At 41.4% G+C, this 20,570-nt stretch carries 17 protein-coding genes and 1 pseudogene; 6 read left to right on the top strand and 12 right to left on the bottom strand.

The features are described 5' to 3' along the window. Positions 1-72: 72 nt before the first annotated feature. Both HWQ58_RS23810 and HWQ58_RS23805 read left to right on the top strand, forming a co-directional pair. A complete protein-coding gene (locus HWQ58_RS23810) occupies positions 73-2,022 on the top strand; it encodes a DUF4157 domain-containing protein (protein ID WP_292868022.1) in 1,950 nt (649 codons plus the stop codon). Positions 2,023-2,151: 129 nt separating this feature from the next. Further along, positions 2,152-2,961 carry a HEAT repeat domain-containing protein gene (locus tag HWQ58_RS23805; RefSeq protein WP_292868019.1) on the top strand — a complete coding sequence of 270 codons (810 nt, stop codon included), beginning with the start codon at positions 2,152-2,154 and terminating at the stop codon, positions 2,959-2,961. On the opposite strand, the gene HWQ58_RS23800 is transcribed toward HWQ58_RS23805, so the two are convergent. The 6 genes from HWQ58_RS23800 to lysA all read right to left on the bottom strand — a co-directional run bounded on the left by HWQ58_RS23800 (position 2,958) and on the right by lysA (position 7,445). Further along, positions 2,958-3,368, bottom strand: coding sequence for a hypothetical protein (locus HWQ58_RS23800; protein ID WP_292868016.1), 411 nt, complete (start codon positions 3,366-3,368; stop codon positions 2,958-2,960). The two genes, HWQ58_RS23805 and HWQ58_RS23800, sit on opposite strands and share 4 nt — an antisense overlap. A 90-nt stretch (positions 3,369-3,458) precedes the next feature. Next, positions 3,459-3,746 (bottom strand): DUF2442 domain-containing protein, encoded by a 288-nt coding sequence (locus tag HWQ58_RS23795; protein ID WP_292868013.1) that lies wholly within the window; start codon positions 3,744-3,746, stop codon positions 3,459-3,461. Positions 3,747-3,840: 94 nt separating this feature from the next. After that, a complete protein-coding gene (locus HWQ58_RS23790; protein WP_292868011.1) occupies positions 3,841-4,014 on the bottom strand; it encodes a DUF4160 domain-containing protein in 174 nt (57 codons plus the stop codon). A gap of 221 nt (positions 4,015-4,235) precedes the next feature. Then, a complete protein-coding gene (locus tag HWQ58_RS23785) occupies positions 4,236-4,985 on the bottom strand; it encodes an isoprenyl transferase (protein WP_292868008.1) in 750 nt (249 codons plus the stop codon). Further along, positions 4,982-5,905 (bottom strand): diadenylate cyclase CdaA, encoded by a 924-nt coding sequence (gene cdaA, locus HWQ58_RS23780; RefSeq protein ID WP_292868005.1) that lies wholly within the window; start codon positions 5,903-5,905, stop codon positions 4,982-4,984. Before cdaA ends, HWQ58_RS23785 begins: the two co-directional genes overlap by 4 nt. Before the next feature lie 130 nt (positions 5,906-6,035). After that, positions 6,036-7,445: a diaminopimelate decarboxylase gene (lysA, locus tag HWQ58_RS23775; RefSeq protein WP_292868002.1), complete on the bottom strand. Its 1,410-nt coding sequence runs from the start codon at positions 7,443-7,445 to the stop codon at positions 6,036-6,038. A 92-nt stretch (positions 7,446-7,537) separates the two neighbouring features. On the opposite strand from lysA, the gene rimI reads away from it, so the two are divergent. The 4 genes from rimI (at position 7,538) to HWQ58_RS23755 (ending at position 14,672) form a co-directional block, all read left to right on the top strand. Next, a complete protein-coding gene (rimI, locus tag HWQ58_RS23770; protein ID WP_292867999.1) occupies positions 7,538-8,089 on the top strand; it encodes a ribosomal protein S18-alanine N-acetyltransferase in 552 nt (183 codons plus the stop codon). A 435-nt stretch (positions 8,090-8,524) separates the two neighbouring features. Beyond that, the gene (locus HWQ58_RS23765; protein ID WP_292867996.1) at positions 8,525-10,993 is read left to right on the top strand and encodes an ATP-dependent Clp protease ATP-binding subunit; all 2,469 of its coding nucleotides are present in this window, start codon (positions 8,525-8,527) and stop codon (positions 10,991-10,993) included. Between the two features lie 233 nt (positions 10,994-11,226). Continuing rightward, complete coding sequence (locus HWQ58_RS23760; RefSeq protein WP_292867993.1) at positions 11,227-14,079, top strand: UvrD-helicase domain-containing protein; 2,853 nt, start codon at positions 11,227-11,229, stop codon at positions 14,077-14,079. Between the two features lie 41 nt (positions 14,080-14,120). After that, positions 14,121-14,672 (top strand): Uma2 family endonuclease, encoded by a 552-nt coding sequence (locus HWQ58_RS23755; protein WP_292867990.1) that lies wholly within the window; start codon positions 14,121-14,123, stop codon positions 14,670-14,672. Between the two features lie 232 nt (positions 14,673-14,904). Here HWQ58_RS23755 and HWQ58_RS23750 read toward each other — a convergent pair whose 3' ends face one another. From HWQ58_RS23750 to HWQ58_RS23725, 6 genes and pseudogenes are all read right to left on the bottom strand, one after another. Next, positions 14,905-15,651, bottom strand: coding sequence for a creatininase family protein (locus HWQ58_RS23750; RefSeq protein WP_292867987.1), 747 nt, complete (start codon positions 15,649-15,651; stop codon positions 14,905-14,907). Between the two features lie 437 nt (positions 15,652-16,088). After that, positions 16,089-16,318, bottom strand: a pseudogene (locus HWQ58_RS23745) (cupin domain-containing protein). Positions 16,319-16,340: 22 nt separating this feature from the next. Beyond that, positions 16,341-16,700, bottom strand: coding sequence for a Mo-dependent nitrogenase C-terminal domain-containing protein (locus tag HWQ58_RS23740; protein ID WP_292867984.1), 360 nt, complete (start codon positions 16,698-16,700; stop codon positions 16,341-16,343). A gap of 683 nt (positions 16,701-17,383) precedes the next feature. Further along, positions 17,384-18,841 carry a YARHG domain-containing protein gene (locus HWQ58_RS23735; protein WP_292867981.1) on the bottom strand — a complete coding sequence of 486 codons (1,458 nt, stop codon included), beginning with the start codon at positions 18,839-18,841 and terminating at the stop codon, positions 17,384-17,386. A 48-nt stretch (positions 18,842-18,889) separates the two neighbouring features. Next, entirely contained in the window at positions 18,890-19,438 is a 549-nt protein-coding gene (locus HWQ58_RS23730) for a GIY-YIG nuclease family protein (protein WP_292867978.1), read from the bottom strand. A gap of 73 nt (positions 19,439-19,511) precedes the next feature. Further along, a complete protein-coding gene (locus HWQ58_RS23725) occupies positions 19,512-19,844 on the bottom strand; it encodes a hypothetical protein (RefSeq protein WP_292867975.1) in 333 nt (110 codons plus the stop codon). Between the last annotated feature and the right edge of the window lie 726 nt (positions 19,845-20,570).

Below are 20,570 nucleotides of genomic sequence, written 5' to 3'. Positions count from 1 at the left end.
TGTAAAATTTGCTAATGAAAAATGCCTGGAAGTAGAAATTAGGGCTTTACCCATTGATGAAGGAAGGGTGAGATGAGCGATCGCACGTTTGGGCGCAAGAAAGCAGGTACATCAACTTTTTCAAATCCATCGCTTGTCTCACCAACTACTCCGACGCTGGCAAACCCAGTGCGAGGCTTTGGTTTACCAACGAATAATGTAATCCAAACAGCAATAAAAGAATCAACCAACCTTCAAGAAGTGCAGCCTGCTGGCGAGCAATCCTTGTTATCACAAGCCATTCAGCAACGATCTTTTGGTCACGACATTAGTCGCATACCGTTGCGTCGTCCCCAGGCAAAGCTGACGGTGGGTGCGCCCAATGATGTGTATGAGCAGGAAGCAGATCGCATCGCTGACCAAGTGATGAGTATGCCCGATGCCAAGCCATCTGTGCAGCATGAGGCAATGCTGGAAGAAGAAGACGAGATTCAAACCAAACCCTTAGCAGCAACGATCACGCCGTTAGTCCAGCGCGAGACGATGCCGGAAGAAGAGGAGATTCAAACAAAAAGATCGCCTGATGCAGGCTTTCAAGCGGGAAGCAATCTTGAAAGTCAGCTGAATAGTAGTCAGGGTAGGGGCAGTCCACTACCGGATGAGGTACGCACTTTCATGGAACCTCGCTTTGGTGCCGACTTCAGCCAAGTGCGAGTCCATACGGGCAACGAATCTGTTCAGATGAATCAAGATTTGAACGCCCAAGCCTTCACGCACAAGCAGGATATTTACTTTGGTGCAAGAAAGGCTCCCGCGAAGGATGTTTTGACTGCTCATGAGTTGACCCATGTGGTGCAGCAAACAGGTGCGGTTCAAACAAAGGAAGTTCCTAACAAGCCAAACGTTCAGCTAAAGTGTTCAGCTTGTGATGAAGAGGAACAGGTACAGCGATCAGTCGAAATATCCTCTGTTTCGGAAATGCAAGTGCGGCGATCATGGTTTGGTGATGATGACGAAGAAAAAGAACCAGAAAATAGTTCAGGTGGAGGTGTCTTAGATTGGGCTAAAGAGAAAGCCAGTGGAGCGGTTGATTCTGTTAGCCAAGCTGGAGGCGATGCCTACGATTGGGCGAAAGACAAGGGTAGTGCAGCCGTAGATACTGTCACTCAAGCTGGAGGCGATGCCTACGATTGGGCGAAAGACAAGGGTAGTGCAGCCGTAGATACTGTCACTCAAGCTGGAGGCGATGCCTACGATTGGGCGAAAGACAAGGGTAGTGCAGCCGTAGATACTGTCACTCAAGCTGGAGGTGATGCCTATAATTGGGCGAAAGATAAAGGTGAGCAATATAGCAGTGAGTTATTAGAAGGGAAAAAAGCTAGTTTACTGGCACAGATTGGTCAAGCAATGCAGAAAGTTGCTAGGCAAGATATTGTCTATTTATCAAGCGATCAAATCGCAGCTTTGAATGGTCATTTAGGTACATTAAGTCAGGAAACACAGGGTTCAATCTCTTTGCCTGAAATTGCTGCTCAAACTGACTCCACGGATTCAACCGCTCCTCCTGGAACAGAACCTATTGCAGCATCAACCGTTGTAACACTCTTGCAGAATTTGCAGGCATCCCTTTCTACACCTTTTATGTCTCCTCCAGTTTCTGATATGTCTGATTCGGATGACTCAGAAACGGTTCAAAGTAAGATTCAACGTGCGGCAATAGCTATTCCAATTGTTGTAGCTGGAGGAGCTGCGGTTAGTATTTGGACTATTTTGAATGTAATAGGAATTATGCTGTTCATAGTAGGTATTATTCTTCTGATGTCGAAAGGCGGGAAGAAGAATACTGCTGATACAGGCATCATGGATGAAGTTAGAAGGCTGATTGAAGCGGCTAAAAAAACAGGTAAATTGCTGAGTATATGTGAAGCTCTCGAAATAATTAGGAAAGCTGCTGAACAGGCTGGTGACATAAAAAAACTTTTGAAGCTTAAAGCAACCGAAAAATTTTATGGTTGTAGGGGTAGTAGCTATAGTGGAAGATAGTCTGGGTTAAGTGCAAAATGCGTTATGGCAATCTTCCCTTTTCTTTATAAGGGGATGATACACTCAGAAGTTAAGTCTTCTTGCCTTTATTCAGGCTTAGCTAACTAGTAAGAGTTAAGGATTACAGTAATGCAAAGCTCCAGCCTAAACAAATTACTGGCTCAGTGTCATTCAGGCGATCCTGTACAGCAAGTAGAGGCACTTCACAGTTTGCTTAATCGAGAAGCTTACGCATCTGTGCCAACAATATTAGAACTGTTGGTGTCTCCTGATGATGTAGTCCGCTCAACAGCGACAAGAGTTCTAGGACAGCTAGGAACACAAGAGCGGGAGCTTGTTGGTTCTGCTCTGATAAATTTACTAACTGATGCAGAAGTTATTGTTAGGTCTGAGGCAGTGGATACGCTTGGTATTCTTGGTTATACCTTAGCTACTGAAGCGATAAAATCTTTACTAAAAAATGATCCTGAACCAATTGTTCGCGCTTCAGCGGCTGAATCACTTGGCGATTTGGGAAACGTTAACGCTTTAGAGGAGTTGGAGTCTGCGCTACTCGATCCTGATGAATCAGTTCGAGCCTACGCTGCTAGTTCAATTGGGCTTCTAGGTACACCTCAATTATTACCAAAACTTCAAACCTACATTGAGTCAGAAACTTCTTCAGGAGTAAAAGCCCAACTTTTCGGGGCAAGAGCTCGACTTGGTGCATTAGAGGATTTTAAGTTACTCTTGAATTTGTTGGATACATCTGACGAAGATTTAGCAATAATGATCCTTAACCTATTTACGGACTTGATGGAACGTAAAGTCCCATCAGCGATTACGGCTAATATTTCTACTATGCGAGAAGTGTTGCTCAGAATTTCACAACGTTTCCCGATCCTACATTCGCATGTAGAAATACTCATTGCTCAATTGATAAAAATAGATACATTCTAATGCGATTGTTCGCCCGTAGGTTGGGTTGAGGCACGAAACCCAACATCTGTATAGGTTACGCGATCACTTGTTTTGCTCAGATGGTGTTGTTGGAAGGGCGATCGCGTTGGAGAGGGATTAGTGCGCTCGCTCGCCCGTAGGTTGAGTTGAGGCAACGAAACCCAACCCCTGCATGGTTTACGCTGTCGCGAAGCCACCCTACCAATCAATCGCCGATCTTGTAACCCACATTCCGCACCCGATCGCACTTCAAGATTGGCGATCAGGTGCGGTGTTGGGAAATGCGATCGCGGTTGAAAAGGGAGGAGAGCGATCGCTTCGCAGCTTTGGAAGTTGGGACAAATGCGATCACGTTTTGGGGGGGTTGGAGGAGTGCGATTTATAAGATGCGATCGTGCAACTATCACCCACTACAAAAGCTTAACAAATCCGGCTTGCTCAAAGTAGCGATCGCGGGTATTGCTGGAAGAGCGATGCCTACGGCTGTAAACTACGCACTATGGCTGTTGAATGCGATCGCCAGCCTTGTCTTCACTCTCCATCAAGGACACACCATTCTTCCACAGCTCATACTCGCTAAGATCAATATCCTCATTCCACACAATCCCATAGCCCCCTTGCTCGACCTTAAAGTTCTTAAAAAAAGCAGGTTGTCGAAGTGGAGAAAACATTGGAGTATCTAAGAGATGACGAACATCGTATTTTTTCACCTCTTGATTGGTAAATTCAATGACTAGAGTAGTCTCATCGATTGCTTTGGCTTGATGAATTCGAGGATACAACATAGCTGCTCCTAACCTAAATTTACTTCAAAGGAGGTAGTTTACGAAACTCTTGGGTATTCCACATTTGCAACATATCTTGCTGGTATAAAGTTGCCTACTCTAGAACTAGCTTTTGTGCCCGATTTGGCAAATCTCCTTCAATAATTTCAAGTGATTCAATGCTGACTAACGCATTGTACTCGCCATAGATTGCATGAAAATGAGGTGGAGGGTGATCGCCAAAGAACACTTTAATCACAATTCCATAGAACCGTGCAACCTCTGGCATAATCACATCTAACAAATACTGAATCCCTTTATTTTACCAAAATGCGTAGTTTACCGCCGCAGGCATCGCTCATCGTTTAAGTGCGATCGCCTATCTTCTAGGGTGGGTATTCCCAAAACTGAGTGCCCAGTTGTAAGTCTTGAGTAGAAGAATTAACAGAAAAGAACATCTTTTTTCTTCTTCCTTACTGAATCACTTCTTACTCATTACTCAGCACTATTTTACACTTTCCCAAACCGCCGCTCCCGTTGCTGATAGGCACACAAGGCGCGGTGAAACTCAGCCCGGTCAAAATCGGGCCAGAGAGTATCGCTAATATAAATTTCTCCATAAGCCATTTGCCAGAGAAGAAAATTTGAGAGACGCATTTCTCCACTTGTGCGAATTAATAAATCTGGGTCAGTAATTCCGGCTGTGTATAAGTGGCTTTCAAAGACGTGTTCATTAATTTCATCGGGTTGTAGCATGCCTTGCTGGACTTGTTTTGCGATCGCCTGACAAGCTTGTAAAATTTCCTGCCGTCCGCCATAATTAGTTGCTACCGAAAACCGGATACCGCGATTATCCTTAGTTTCTTCCATTGAACGGTAAATTTCTTGTTGGAGCGATCGCGGTAGGTCTTGCAAATTCCCTACAAACTTAATTTGAACATTCTCTTCGACCATTTCTCGCAGTTCTTGGCGCAAAACTCTTTGAAACAAAGTCATCAAAAAATCTACTTCTTCCTGGGGTCTTTTCCAATTCTCCGTTGAAAAAGCATAAGCCGTCAGTGCCTGAATTCCCCAATCCTGACAACAGCGAAGTAAATCCTTGAGAGCATCTACTCCTCGCTTATGACCCATAATTCGGGGTAGACCCTGACGTTTAGCCCATCGACCATTACCATCCATAATCACCGCAACGTGCTGCGGCAATAATTCTCGTTTTAAATCAGTAGGTAAATCTTGCAGTTTAGTTTGTTGTACTGTCATTTTTTATCTCGAGAAGCGGTCGATGGTAATCTGAGTAAACGTGAAACCAGTGCTAGTGTCTTCCCACCTATCCGACGAACAAAACTCAACAGACCAGGAGCAACTGCTTCCCTATCTACGGATGGAGACAAAACAGCCTCTAATGACTCTTTCAGTTTCCTAATCGTCAGCGGTCTATTTAGGGTTCCCCGTTCCGCCAAGGAAATAGAACCCGTTTCTTCAGAGACAACAACACAAATGCAATTTTCGACCCGCTCAGTAATTCCCATTGCTGCCCGGTGGCGTGTTCCCAACTGGCGCGAGGCTGTGCGTCCCGAAAGTGGTAAAATTATACCTGATGACACGATCCGTGAGCCACGAATCAATGTCGCTCCATCGTGTAACAAAGTTTTCGGCTGAAAAATTGTCTGGATTAGTTCTTTAGAAACTTCTGCATTTAGCTTTACTCCTGGCACAGAAAAATCTCGCTCATCAATTGGCCCTGTGGTTTCCACAATTAGTAAAGCTCCAATGCGGTTTTTTGACAATTCTTTAACAGCCTCAACAATTTCATCAATTACACTATCAGATTTGGGGATTGCCAAACGGTCGGGTTGAAACAGCTGGCGGAATTCGCCACGCCCCAATTGCTCCAAAAACCGCCGAAACTCAGACTGTAAAGCAACTGCCATTGCCACAGCACAACCAATCACCAACTTTTCTAGTACAAAACTTAGCAGAGGTAGTCCGAATCTGCCACTTAGTGCTGAGGCTAGCATTAAGATAATGAATCCCCGCACCATCCATAGTGTCCGGCGCTCACTAATAATAACTAGTATCATGTACGTCAGCGCCAGCACTAAGACAATATCCAGAGTCCCAAGTAGCAAGGACTGTGACCACCCCAGGTTTGTCAGCCATTGCTTCCACCAATCTCTCATGACATCTGGATTAAACTTTTGCCTCTAATTTACAGTTGGTCATTTGTCATTTGTCCTTTGTCATTTGTCCTTTGTCATTTGCAAATGACTAATGACCAATGACTAATGACTAATGACCAAAGACAAATGACTATTTCTTTAATCTTTCTGGTAGGCGATCTTGTCGAATTAAATCTTCATAAGTTTCACGTTGCAAAATTAAATTTGCTTCGCCATTCGCCACTACGACTGCTGCCGGTCGGGGCAAGCGGTTGTAGTTAGATGCCATACTGTAATTGTACGCACCAGTTCCCATAACTACGAGAATATCCCCTGGTTCAGTCTTTGGAAGTAGAGCATTTTTAATCAGAATATCTCCTGATTCACAATGTTTACCAGCAATTGTGACTGTTTGGGTTAGGGGAGAAGACATTTTATTGGCAATGACTGCCCGATAAACTGATTGGTAAGTAATCGGGCGGGGATTGTCAGACATTCCGCCATCAATTGCCACGTAGGTACGAATTTTTGGGATGACTTTGGATGAACCAACAGTATAAGCAGTAACGCAAGCTGTAGCAATTAGCGATCGCCCTGGTTCACAGAGTAATTTCGGCAAAGGCAGATTTTCGGCTGCACAAGCTTCTTGAATTACCTCACAAATCGCCTTCACCCACTCTTTAATGCTAGGGGGATCGTCTGATTCTATATATTTAATCCCTAAACCGCCACCAACATTTAACTCTGTAATCTTTAAACCATACTTTGCGGCATCTCGCAGCCACTGCACCATCAGAGTCGCTAAATCTCGATGCGGTTGGCGTTCAAAAATTTGGGAACCGATATGAGCATGTAACCCTACGCAGTTAAGGAAAGACTGTTTGCTGACAAAAGTAAATAATTCCTCTAACTCATTTGGATCAAAGCCAAATTTACTATCTAGTTGCCCCGTGCGGATATATTCATGTGTGTGACATTCAATACCTGGTGTCAGACGCAACAGGAATCGAGGATGTACAGAAGGGGAATTTGCCGTCTCAACAATTTCTACCAAAGTGCGTAACTCGTGCCAGTTATCCACCACAATAGTGCAACCGACTTCAGTGGCAAAAATCAGTTCTTCACGAGATTTATTGTTGTTATGAAGATAGATTTTCTCAGGATTGACACCTGCTTGCAGCGCGGTGTAAAGTTCACCGCCTGATGCGACATCAATTCCTAAACCTTCTGATGCCGCGATCGCACAAACTGCTAAACAATTCCAAGCTTTTGAGGCGTACAATACTTGAGATTCGCCCTTGTAGTATTGCTTGAAAGTATCTCGGTATTGCTGACAACCCGAACGCAGGGTTTCTTCATCTAAAATATATAAAGGTGAACCAAACTGCTCAACTAGGGTTGTGACATCACACCCACCAATTTCCAGGAGGTCATGATTATGAACTCTGGCAGTCAAGGGTAAAAGTTCTTGATTAGGCGATGGATTTGCGCTGGTGTCAGGCCTTTGAGGTAAATATTGACTTCCAGAATGTTGAACCCCAGTGGGGTGAGTCGATACCATAACTATAAAAGTTTTCCTTGTTCAAATTACGGGCTTTGAGTTCATCTTCCGATTCCCAGTTTACAAAGGGTTTGTAACGTTATTCAATAAATGTGATTTCATTAGACTTAGAAATTAAATTACTCACCCCAGAACATCTGAGTGCGTTGTTGGAACTGGATCGAGCCTGTTTTGGCGGTCTATGGACAATGGAGGGCTACCAACGAGAGTTGAACAGTCCTAACAGCGATTTGCTGGGTTTATTCTCTCCTGTCTATAATTCGAGACTGCTGGGGATGGGTTGCTTTTGGTCAATTTTAGAGGAAGCTCACATTACAATTTTGGCGGTTCATCCCGAATATCACCGTCAAGGTTTAGGACAGGCTTTATTATATTCACTCATTAAGACAGCTTGCGATCGCAAAATGGAGCGAGCTACCCTCGAAGTGCGAGCTTCCAACTTGGGGGCTATATCTTTATATCAAAAATTTGGCTTCAAAACAGCGGGGTGGCGGCGGCGTTACTACCAAGATAACGATGAGGACGCTTTAATCCTTTGGCTAGCAGATTTACAACACCCCAAATTTCAAGCAACTTTAGACCAGTGGTATTCCATTGTCAGCGATCGCCTGGACAAATCCTCTTGGCACTTGCTTTTTAACTAATTCGTAATTCGTAATTTGTAATTCGTAATTAATTTTGAATTATTAGGGCTTGCGAGCGGCTTCAGCAAAAAAATGCAACTTTGCTGCACCTACTTATATTTAAATATTTTATCTTAAAATTTAATAACATAAATAAACTATATATAAACTATTTTTGCTTGATATTAAAAAATATATATGTTATATATAAATGTTTGGGATTGAGTCAAGAAACCCTTAATCTAAGCAATTAGCTATTTGTAATAAATCCCAAAAACGCTGGTGAACTAAAGCTCCTCAGTACACTAGCCAGATAAAAGTAGTCAATAGTAACAATTAGTCTATCAACTCAAGTCATAGCTTCAGGATGTCTATAATCTGTTATACAGGCATCCAAAAGCTTTGCCTGTGCTAAAATCAGCATACCGGCACGACCGCAGATGATGGGATAAAGCCATGTTTGAGCGCTTCACAGAAAAAGCCATTAAGGTAATCATGCTGGCCCAAGAAGAGGCCCGCCGTTTAGGTCACAACTTTGTCGGAACCGAGCAGATCCTCCTGGGTCTGATTGGCGAAGGCACTGGAGTGGCTGCTAAGGTGCTGAAATCAATGGGCGTCAATCTCAAAGATGCCCGAATTGAAGTTGAAAAAATTATAGGACGGGGATCGGGCTTTGTTGCTGTGGAAATTCCGTTTACGCCACGAGCAAAGCGAGTTTTAGAACTCTCATTGGAAGAAGCACGCCAACTGGGGCATAACTACATTGGCACCGAGCATCTGCTGTTGGGCCTAATCCGCGAAGGGGAAGGCGTCGCAGCCAGAGTGCTAGAAAACCTCGGTGTGGATCTATCTAAGGTAAGAACCCAAGTCATTCGGATGTTGGGAGAAACTGCCGAAGTTTCACCAGGCGGTTCATCCGGGCGCACAAAAACCCCGACTCTGGATGAATTTGGCTCAAACCTGACCCAAATGGCGATTGACAATAAGCTCGATCCAGTGGTGGGACGCGCCAAGGAAATTGAGCGGGTGATTCAGATATTGGGTCGCCGAACAAAAAATAACCCAGTGCTGATTGGGGAACCAGGGGTTGGTAAAACTGCGATCGCTGAAGGTTTAGCTTCACGTATTGCCACCAAGGATGTCCCTGACATCCTAGAAGATAAACGCGTTGTCACCTTGGATATTGGTTTACTCGTAGCAGGAACCAAGTATCGGGGTGAATTTGAAGAACGCTTGAAAAAAATCATGGATGAAATCCGCTCTGCGGGTAATGTCATTCTCGTGATTGATGAGGTACACACCTTAATTGGTGCGGGTGCAGCAGAAGGTGCGATTGACGCAGCGAATATCCTCAAGCCAGCTTTGGCCAGGGGTGAGTTGCAGTGCATCGGCGCTACAACCCTAGATGAATACCGGAAGCACATCGAGCGAGATGCAGCGCTAGAGCGGCGTTTCCAACCAGTGATGGTTGGCGAACCTACAGTTGATGAAACAATTGAAATTTTATATGGTCTGCGCGAACGCTACGAGCAACACCATAAGCTGAAAATCTCCGACGAAGCATTGGTAGCGGCGGCGAAATTGTCAGACCGTTACATTAGCGATCGCTACCTTCCAGATAAAGCCATTGACTTGGTTGATGAAGCTGGTTCTAGGGTGCGCTTGATTAACTCCCAGCTGCCACCCGCAGCCAAAGAGTTAGACAAAGAACTGCGTCAGATATTAAAAGAAAAAGATGACGCGGTGCGCTCTCAAGACTTTGACAAAGCTGGAGAATTGCGCGATCGCGAAATGGAAATCAAAGCTGAAATCCGGGCGATCGCTCAAAGCAAGACCAATGCAACTGGCGCTGAACATGAAGAACCTGTAGTTACAGAAGAAGACATTGCCCACATTGTCGCTTCTTGGACTGGGGTACCGGTGAACAAACTCACCGAATCTGAATCTGAAAAGCTGCTGCACATGGAAGACACCTTGCATCAGCGTTTAATTGGTCAAGACGAAGCTGTGAGAGCAGTTTCACGGGCAATTCGTCGCGCTCGTGTCGGTTTGAAAAATCCCAATCGACCCATAGCTAGCTTTGTCTTCTCTGGGCCTACTGGTGTAGGTAAAACCGAGTTGGCGAAGTCCTTGGCTGCTTACTTCTTCGGTTCTGAAGAAGCGATGATCCGCTTAGATATGTCCGAATACATGGAGCGTCACACCGTCAGCAAGCTGATTGGTTCACCTCCAGGTTATGTTGGTTATAACGAAGGTGGTCAGCTGACCGAAGCCGTGCGGCGGCGTCCTTACACCGTGGTGTTGTTCGACGAAATCGAAAAAGCACACCCCGATGTATTCAATATGTTGCTGCAAATTTTGGAAGACGGTCGGTTAACTGATGCCAAAGGTCGCACGGTGGACTTCAAGAACACCTTGCTGATTTTAACTTCCAATATTGGTTCTAAGGTAATTGAAAAAGGCGGTAGCGGTATCGGCTTTGAATTCTCTGAAGATGCCAGCGAGTCAACTTACAACCGGATTCGCTCTTTGGTAAACGAGGAACTCAAGCAGTACTTCCGTCCAGAGTTCCTCAACCGACTCGATGAAATTATCGTCTTCCGTCAGTTGAGCAAGCCTGAAGTCACCCAAATCGCCGAAATTATGCTCAAGGAAGTATTTGGTCGTCTAACTGAAAAGGGTATCACCTTAGAAGTCAGCGATCGCTTCAAGGATCGTTTGATCACTGAAGGTTACAGTCCCAGCTACGGCGCGAGGCCATTACGTCGGGCAATTATGCGCCTGTTAGAAGATAGCCTAGCAGAAGAAATTCTGTCTGGTCGCATCAAGGATGGCGATACAGCCCTTGTTGATGTGGATGAAAATGGCGTTGTGCAAGTTAGTTCTCAACAGCGTCGGGAATTGTTACCCCAAGGTGTTGAGTAAGATTTAGGGTTTGGGATTTAAATCTCAAATAAAGAATTAGAAAACGGTAGAGTATTTATTGCTCTACCGTTTTTTATTCACTAAATATTCATTAACTGCTTTAAATCCGGATCTAGTAGCATTTGGTCTGCGGTAGTATATCGTTCACTGCTGTTAATTATGCTCTGTCTGCGGGAAAACTGAAAATAGGGGCTTAAGTCGCTGCAAGCAGTTGAGTGAGAGTAAAGCAGAGTATGGATAACAGTTTACATATTGACAATATTCAAAATTTTGCAGAAGTTATTGGTGATAACGATAACCTCTGGAGGCTGCTGCATAAAAAAGAAGTTAGCCGTCTTAAAGAAGAAGTTAAATATCAAGATAAAAAACGAAATATAGCAGGAGTAAAGTATTATACACAAGGAAAAGTTTATGCAGTACATGAACTAAAAACATCAGAAGTTTCATTCGAGATAGAATACAGAGATGGATTAGTTTTTAGATATAAAAAAGAGCAATTTCTTAGAAAATTTAGTAATATATCACCACCTATTTCTCGTCAAGAAATTTTTGAATTAGTCCGAAGAGAGCAAGATGTAAAAGACGTACAAAGACGAAAAGCAGAAAAACAGGTTTTACTTGAAAACTTAAAAAACCAGTTTAAACAAAATTTTCTCAATGCTGATAACTTCTATCAAACTAAATGTACTGAACACGTATCATTTAAAGAATACCAAGCTGAAAAATTAAGTTATGTGCAATCTTGGGTACAAACCAATTTGAATTTCTCACCTGACCTTGAGCAAGTAGCAGCAATTGGTGCTATGGAAGCTCATATACAAGTAGTAGCACGGGCTGGAAGTGGCAAAACTTCAACTTTGGTAAATCGAGCTTTATTTTTACAAAAACATTGCGGTGTTGCACCCAATGAAATATTACTTTTAGCTTTCAATCGCAAGGCTGCGGAGGAGATACAAGAGCGCCTCACCCTACAAATACAAAGCTCTATTCCTCATGTAATGACTTTCCATGCATTAGCATACGCTTTAGTTCATCCAGAAGAAAGTCTTCTTTTTAATGAACGAGATGGACAACAGAACAAAGCCCAAGTTTTACAAACTGTAATTGATGAGTATCGCCGCGAGCCAGATGTTTCTGAAAAAATTCGCGTTTTGATGATGGCGAACTTTCGTGAAGACTGGGAGCGCATTGCTTGGGGTGGTTATGATAAAAGTCCTGAAGAAATGTTGCGTTACCGTCGCTCATTGCCAAGAGAAGGGCTTGATGGAAAGCACTACAAATCTTTTGGTGAGAAAGTAATTGCCAATTTTTTATTAGAACACAATATTACATACAAATACGAGCGTAACTTTTGGTGGGATGGCATTAATTATCGCCCTGATTTTACGATTGTTACTGGAGAAAATCAGGGGATAGTTATTGAATATTTTGGACTCGAAGGTGATCCAGATTACGATATCATGTCAGAACAAAAACGAGAATATTGGCAAAATCATCGTAACTGGCATTTTGTGGAATTATCTTCGACAACCCTCAGATTTGAGGGAGTAGAAGATTTTTGTGCTTTACTTAAGCGATGTCTTGAAAGTTATAGTGTTAGGTGCGATCGCTTGAGTGAAGACGAGATTTGGAATAAAATTAGACTTAGAGCTATAGACCGCTTCACCAAAGTAGTAGAAGGATTTATTCAGCGTTGTCGCAAACTGTCCCTCACTTCAGAAAAATTAGCCTCACTCGTTGATAATCATAAGTGTGCTAGTGATGTCGAGCAGCGTTTTTTGGAGCTTGCACAAAGGTTTTATCAGTCCTATTTACAATACCTTCAGACAACAGGCGAGGAAGATTTTGATGGATTAATGCAAAAAGCTGCCGCAGTTATCGCATCAGGACAAACTGTATTTCGTCGCAAATCTGGTACTGGCGATTTAAAGTGTCTTCGATACATACTGATTGATGAATATCAAGATTTCTCAGAACTCTTTCACCATTTAATAGAAGCAATTCGACAACAAAATTCTCAAGCACAATTTTTCTGTGTAGGTGATGACTGGCAAGCAATTAATGGTTTTGCTGGTTCTGACCTTCGCTTTTACCAGAATTTCGCACAGTTTTTCCAGCCTTCGCAAAAACTCAATATAGCTACTAATTACCGTTCAGCTACTTCAATTGTCGATATTGGTAATACATTGATGTATAGATTGGGTATTCCTGCTCGTGCCCATAAAGCCATATTTGGAACGGTTGAAATTGCTGATATGGGACAATTTAATCAAACTCCCAAGGAGCAAGAGGAGCATCCAGGGGATAGTATAACGCCTGCTATATTGCGCTTAGTAGACAAGGCTATTAAGGATAGAAAAAATGTAGTTTTACTCAGCCGTAAGAATAGTTTACCTTGGTATGTGAATTATGGTAAACGTATATCAAGAGATGGCGTACTCGACAACTTCTTAAGCTTGATACACTCCTACCTTCCTGAAGAATCAAGAAAGGCTGTAACTATATCAACCGCTCACAAGTATAAAGGTCTTCAGAATGATGTAGTTATAATACTTGATGCTGTCTCTCGTTGTTACCCATTAATACACCCTGATTTGATGTTTAGCCGTGTTTTCGGTAATAGCATTGAGCAAGTAGTTGATGAGGAGCGTCGTCTTTTTTACGTTGCCTTAACTCGTGCAGTAGAGCATTTATTTATTCTTACCGAAACAAAAAACTTGTCACCTTTCCTTGAGGAATTAAAAAGTAGGAAAAGAATTAACTTACTTGATTGGTTAGATTATCCCCCTTTAGTTGGAAGTATACAGCGCATTACTGTTAAAGTGGGTAATCAGGCTGGAAAAGGTATAAGACCCACCATCAAAATCAGAGACTTTCTCAAAGCTGAAGGCTATACCTGGAGGACAATTGAATGGTCAGCTTGGTGTTGTACCTATCCTGCACAGGATTTCTCAATAGAACAATATTTTGATAATACTCAGTGGATTTCTCAGGCTGCTGGTATTGAGGTGCGATTTTATGACGATTTAGAGAATATGCTGGCGAAGTATCATGTTGATCGAGGTCAATACATTGCCGTCATTTAAAATGGGAGAATATAAAGAATTATTAGGAGGAATCAATCGTCATGAGTGGGATAGTTGCTAAGTGGACGATTGACGAATATCACCGCATGATTGACGCTGCCATTTTGAGCGATCGCAAAGTCGAACTACTTAAAGGAGAAATTGTCGAAATGTCACCTGAAGGAGAACCTCACGCTTATAGTAGTGGTGAAGCTGGTGACTATCTAGCAAAGTTATTAGCTGGACGCGCTAAAATTCGTCAAGCTAAACCAATTACTCTACCCAACAACTCGGAACCCGAACCAGATATTGCTATTGTCCAACCTTTAGGACGCGAGTATCGGCAGCATCATCCCTATCCAAAAAATATTTTCTGGTTGATTGAGTACGCTAACTCTAGTTTAGAAAAGGATTTAGAGACGAAAAGCAAAATCTATGCAGAAGCAGGTATCTTAGAATATTGGGTTGTCAATCTAAAAAAGTTACACTTGGTGGTGTATCGAGAAATTTTAGATGGAGAGTATACGACAAAACAGACATTGACCGGAGGAATAATTCAACTGCTTGCATTCTCAGATGTTTCTGTTGCAGTGGAACAAATTATTAATAGCTAAGATAATTTACAGCCTTTTTTATTCTTATTGAACCACAAGAAGGTAAAGACACGAAATTGAACTGAGCTTCTCTACGAAACGCTATCGCAAACGCCCCGCTACGTTAACACATCTTTACAAGGATTCTGGATAACGCATATTTAATTTCACCAAATGTCTAATAATCATTCTCAAGATATTTTATGCAGAGACACGATTTTACTCGCATCTCTACAATGTCTTTTCATGAGTTTTATTCTGCGTTCACAAATTCCAAATATCCATTGCTAAGTTCTTTAACTGCCAAATCATAAAATTGCTTACCATGTTCTGGCGTTGCTAAAGCTGGATTTGATCCCATACGTCCATCTGGATAACGTACTCGAAAGTCAGCAGCGCTATAAATCCTATGTCCGCTTGCAACTTCTGGTGAAAGGGGTGCTTGCTTAATCACCTCTGGATAAACGTACTGGGTGAGGGCTACTTCACTTGGCGTTGCATGAGAACCTTCTTGATCCCCATATAATTCTTTAGCTAGCTTATATACAGAACCGCACATAAACCAGTTTGCCACTTGACATTGCACCTGTTGAGCATTGGCAATCTGCAAATCTTCTAAATGAGCATAAGTTTCTGAGAAAGCAGCTTTGAGGGTAGCAATATTACCGCCGTGTCCGTTAATAAAGTAGAATTTGCTAAAACCAGCTTTTGCTAAACAAGTTACATAATCTCGCACTACTTGAATTAAAGTGCTAGGACGCAGACTGATTGACCCAGGAAAAGCAGTATGATGCAGTGCCATCCCCACATTGATTGTAGGGCCAATGATCGCTTGGGTTGCATCACCCACACCGGCTGCGATCGCTTCTGCACAAATAGCATCAGTACCAATTAACCCTGTTGGCCCGTGTTGTTCTGTGGAACCAATAGGGAAAATAATCCCCTTTGACTGCTGTAAATAAACTTCGACTTCTTGCCAAGTACTTAAATGCAGTAACATTGTTAATGATTTTCCTCAATAAAATTGCGGAGGGATGAAACCTTTTGCTGCTAAACAGCATCTTCTGTAACTAAACTCCCACTAACACGATTATGAACTCTCTAGATTTTCTCTGCTGGCGATCGCACAAGATCCCCGACTTCGCAAAAGTTGTCGTGGATCTTTGTTTACTGCCAAATTTGGAGAGAATGAGAGGAGCTATTTCTCTGAATATTCTTTAGGGGATGGAGTTGCAACAAGTTTTGACAGAGATGGATATAAGCAATTTACCGATTCTGCCATTTTATCCTACGATACTTGCCAGGAGCCTTCCGATAATAGAAATCAAAATTGATTTATGAAATGTTGCTTTTCTGGATAATCCAGAAAAAAAGTCGATCGATTTTGATTTTTGACTATTCAAAGTAATAATGCTTCTTTACGTTCCTTGTAATTTCCTATGTACAGCACATACCAGCGGGAAAAATCACTAAATCACCTTTACCCATTTGCACTGGTTCTCCGCCATCAGGAGTAACAAGTACGTCAACTTCCAAAAAATAGCAAGTTTCTTGAAAATCATAAGTCTAAGAGAATTTTGAAACTTACTTTTCAAAATTTCCTATTTAAATACATCTAATTCATTAAGATATTCTTGTGTGGGTTGATGCTCAATTTTAATTTCCATATTATGTTTTTTCTAGTTATATTCAGCAGTAAGATTGAATATCCTCTCCACACTGATCTACTAGATAACACAAAGCGCGAAAACGTAAGTAGACAAGTTCGTTATAAAGCGGATTTAGCTTGCACATTGGCGGAATGTGTCCTATTTTGCGACCAAAAAGCATGATATCACGCTCGAATGGACACTGGGCGGGAATTAGTTTAGCAATAAATTTAGCTAATTTCCGATTTTGAATCTCAATTTTGTCGAGCCATTGACGTAATGGTTGCAGTAAATCTAATTTCGGTTGAGCAAATTGCTTTTTACTACCTGTTTGATTCTTTTCTTCTAAAGGTTTAATAAAAGCAGGCAGAAAAATACGCCGATTCTGTGTTTTAAGCATAGTTGTGGGCAAGGTTTTCCTTGTGAATATGAACTATTTGCCGATTGAGAATATCACCATGTAATATGTTTAGTCAATTTGCACTATGCTTGTAGATTAAGAAGCAAAGTAAGCATAATGCAAACAATTTACATGCATCTTTGGGAAGAGAAATAGTTTAACTAATTGTTATTTAAGCCCACCAAATCATGAAGAACTGTCCCGTTAAATACAAAATAACAAAGAAAATATAAAAATGGCATTTCTTTAACTTATGGATTTCTAATCTTGAAAATAGCAATTTTATATATTAAATATAAATGCCTAGTTCTGAAACTGACTAGTATCTAGAGATGTAGTTTTTGGCACAAAAACACAGTTTTGTTCTGACCCCACATACATTTCGCTAGGATTAGCCCTTAATATTTTTCAATTTTAGGGTCTTGAATATCCGTAAATTTGTCTTATATGCTACACAAGCTACCCCAGATATTATCTAATAAGTAGTCATAAATCGATTGATAAGTCAAAACTAATATAAGGACTTACACAAGAGCAAGGGGCACTTGTACTGAGTAATTCTACAGTTTTTATAATCAGCTTTGTCCAACTACTCACTGTGAGATTTTGCCGTTAGCACAGCCTCTTGTAGAAAAGTATTGGTTATTCTCTTCAGTCCTCACTCCCTGATGATGAAAAACTTATTATTTAAAATATCTTAACCCAGTGTTAGCCTGATATTTGCTGATATATTCTACATTCTGTTGCTCTAATTTTGAGAGCAATTTAGGTGGAAATGTCTTTGGTAAATATATAGGACGATACCAAGGTTGGTTATTAAAGTAATTTTGCAATTCAGTATTATCAAAACGGCGACCATGACTGGCAAAAATCGAATTTCGCATGATATCTAGTTCAAAACCGCTTTTACCATCCAAATCTGCATCAGTTACAAGTCTTTGAGAAAGCCAGAAATAATTGTTGAGAGTCGTGGTATCAACTGGTGGTATTGATGTAGTTGAAGAAGGTGATTGAGTTGGAAATGGGGTAGTTGGTATAAATGTGGGAGTTTTTATCACGGGGCTTGTAACATTTGACGGTGTTTCTGAAGGTAGTACTGTTTTGTCTGCTGTAGATTGAGAAGATTTGGATAACACTTGACTAATAATCACAGATGCACCAATTAACCCACTTGCAATCAAACTACCCATGAGGATATTATTCTGACTATTACTACTTTGATGGCTAGGCTGTGGTTTGACAGGCACTGTTTGAGGTCGCGATGCAGAGACTACAGTCGGTTGAGTCAACAGGGGTTGTGTCGGTGGAATTGGATTTGCTATGCTCTGCAAAGAATCTAGCATTGCTCTGGCTGTAGGGTAGCGATCGCGCGGATGATAAGCGATTGTCCCATCGATTACTCTTGCCATAATTGGGCTAACATGAGTAGCATATTGCCGCCAGACAATTTCACCCGTTTGAGAATCGGTTTCTAGTTGTTGCGCCTGTTTACCAGTCAGCAAATAAATTACCGTCATTCCTAAACTGTATAAATCACTAGAATAAACTGGTCTACCTGCGGCTTGTTCGCTCGGCATATAGCCAGGTGTACCAATCACAATCGAACTGGTAGGATTGCCTTGAGAATTTACTACTGTTCCCATTGACTCCCGCACAGCACCAAAATCAATCAGTACTGGTTTAGCATCCCGATAACGCACAATGATGTTATCCGGTTTAATATCGCGGTGAACGATATGCTTCGAGTGAACGTAATCCAGGACAGGTAATAAATTCATGAATAATTCCTGGACAGCGCCTTCACTAAATAGCCCCTGCTTCTGGACTTTTGCGGTTAAGGTATCGCCTTCAACCCATTCTTGAACTAAGTAAAATTGTCCACCTGAAGAGAAGTAGGCATATAATGCCGGAATTTGGTCATTTGTGCCACCGAGTTCTTCTAAAATAGCTGCTTCGCGTTGAAACCTCTCTTGCACTAACTGGTAAATTTGGGGATTATTGTGAATCGGTCTTAGCTGTTTAACCACACAACAACGCTTTGAAGGCATATAGGTATCTTCAGCTAGATAGGTTTCACCAAACCCACCAGCGCCTAGTGTGCGGATAACTTGATAGCGATCGTTCAGCAGCTGTATTGTCATGGGAGATTACAAACGATATTCATAAGATAGTTTTCCCCAAAACTATCTTTATTTCAAATCTAGTAAACCTTCTTCTTTCAATTTAGGATTGAAACGAATCTGCATTTGCAAACCGCGCACTTCTAACAATTGCGTTGAAATTTCTGCTTCTACTCTCCGTGCCACATTTTTAAGAACTTTTATTTGTGCTAATTCATCATTAGCTGGATTTTGATAATTTGCCTGTTCTTCAGGTGTCATTACAACTTTGACATCAATGGGATGAGTCCATTTTTCCTTTTGATCCCCATTACCCCAAGGCACACTGCCATTTTCAGCAATCCAAGCATTTTCAGTATTTTCTAAAATTGTACGACTAGGACGTTCAATAGTTTCAACTTTTACCCAATAGCATTGCTGTGGCTGACGGACTAAATGTTGCTTGAGGCTAAGATAAACATCACGGGAGTATCCTACAAATTGAAGTGCTTTTTCTTGGTCAAATATAGCATATACACCGATTTTACCCTGAAATTGTTCGGGTAGTTGACCGCGATCGTCAATGTAAGGAATGTATTCCAGAGTTGCCAAAGAAGAAAGATTTGTTTCAGAAGCCATACATCAAATATACAAACTTACTATTTGCCTTCAAAATTTAAAATTACGAATTAGAGAAAAATTATCTTGAAAATTATTCATTACCCAATTTTTGATAAATTGCACAAAGGCGGCTGGGTTTAAAAATCTTGGCACTAAACATAAAATTTGGTGGTACATTGACAATGACATACTCATCAGATTCATAATATTTTTCAAATTCAGCTGGCATTCCTTTAGTGGTAGTTAAGCTGTAAGGAACTGGCTGGAAAAGTAATTCTGTAAATTTAAGTTGCTCACACCCCAATAATTGTTGGCAAATTTGGTTCAAGAAAGCAACGCTTGTCAATAAATTGAATAGAGTTTCTTGAGCTTGTGCTTCAAGAGTGAAATTGCCATCAAAGCTATGAACGATTTTAAGTGACATTTTCTGTATTAAGAGCTAGTTATTAACAACTAAGTAATGATAGAGGATAGGCAATAAGTTACACATGGTCATGCACAAGTGTTAAGCAACAAAGTTTACTTTTTTTGCAGATATGTTTAGTGAAAAATTACAACTTTAAAGTTCTGCCTATTAGATTGTAGGACTTCTATCAGCTAAACAAGGAAGCGAGCATAGTTAATAATCATGAAGTTTAGCAAATTTTCTTAAATCAAGCATAGGTGATTTCTATTTAACATTGTGTTGATAAAATAAGTCTAATTCTCTGAAAAATAATTAAGTTTGGGTGTTAGCAAGAGCCATTTCAGCACTTTCTTTATTATGAGGCGATCGCGCTATATTTAAGTTTAGTTTTAGAAGTTAAAACTCTTAATACTACTGCCCAAGGGACAAAACAGGGTTAATGCTGGTACAGTTCAAACCTGACTTTTCACGGGATGTGGAAAAGGTCATTTTGGGGGTTTCCCAAGCCTTGATTTTTGCGTTAGCTATTTTCATTAACTCAGAGCTATTGAGAACTAGACTGTGGAAAAAGCCACGCTTTTTCGGAGCTTGAGGACTTACCGTGAAAAGTCAGAGTTCAAACTTGACGATTCTTAGGATAAACAAAAAGCCCCTTGCTGTGATGTGAGCTAGGGGCTTTAAGTATATCTAAAATGAAACCTGGCATCGAGCTATTTTTGCGTAGGGCAACCCCTAAACTATCGT

This window comes from Nostoc sp. LPT, from assembly GCF_017115165.1.
Classification (GTDB): Bacteria; Cyanobacteriota; Cyanobacteriia; order Cyanobacteriales; family Nostocaceae; genus Nostoc.
This window is presented reverse-complemented; position numbering and strand designations above follow the sequence as displayed.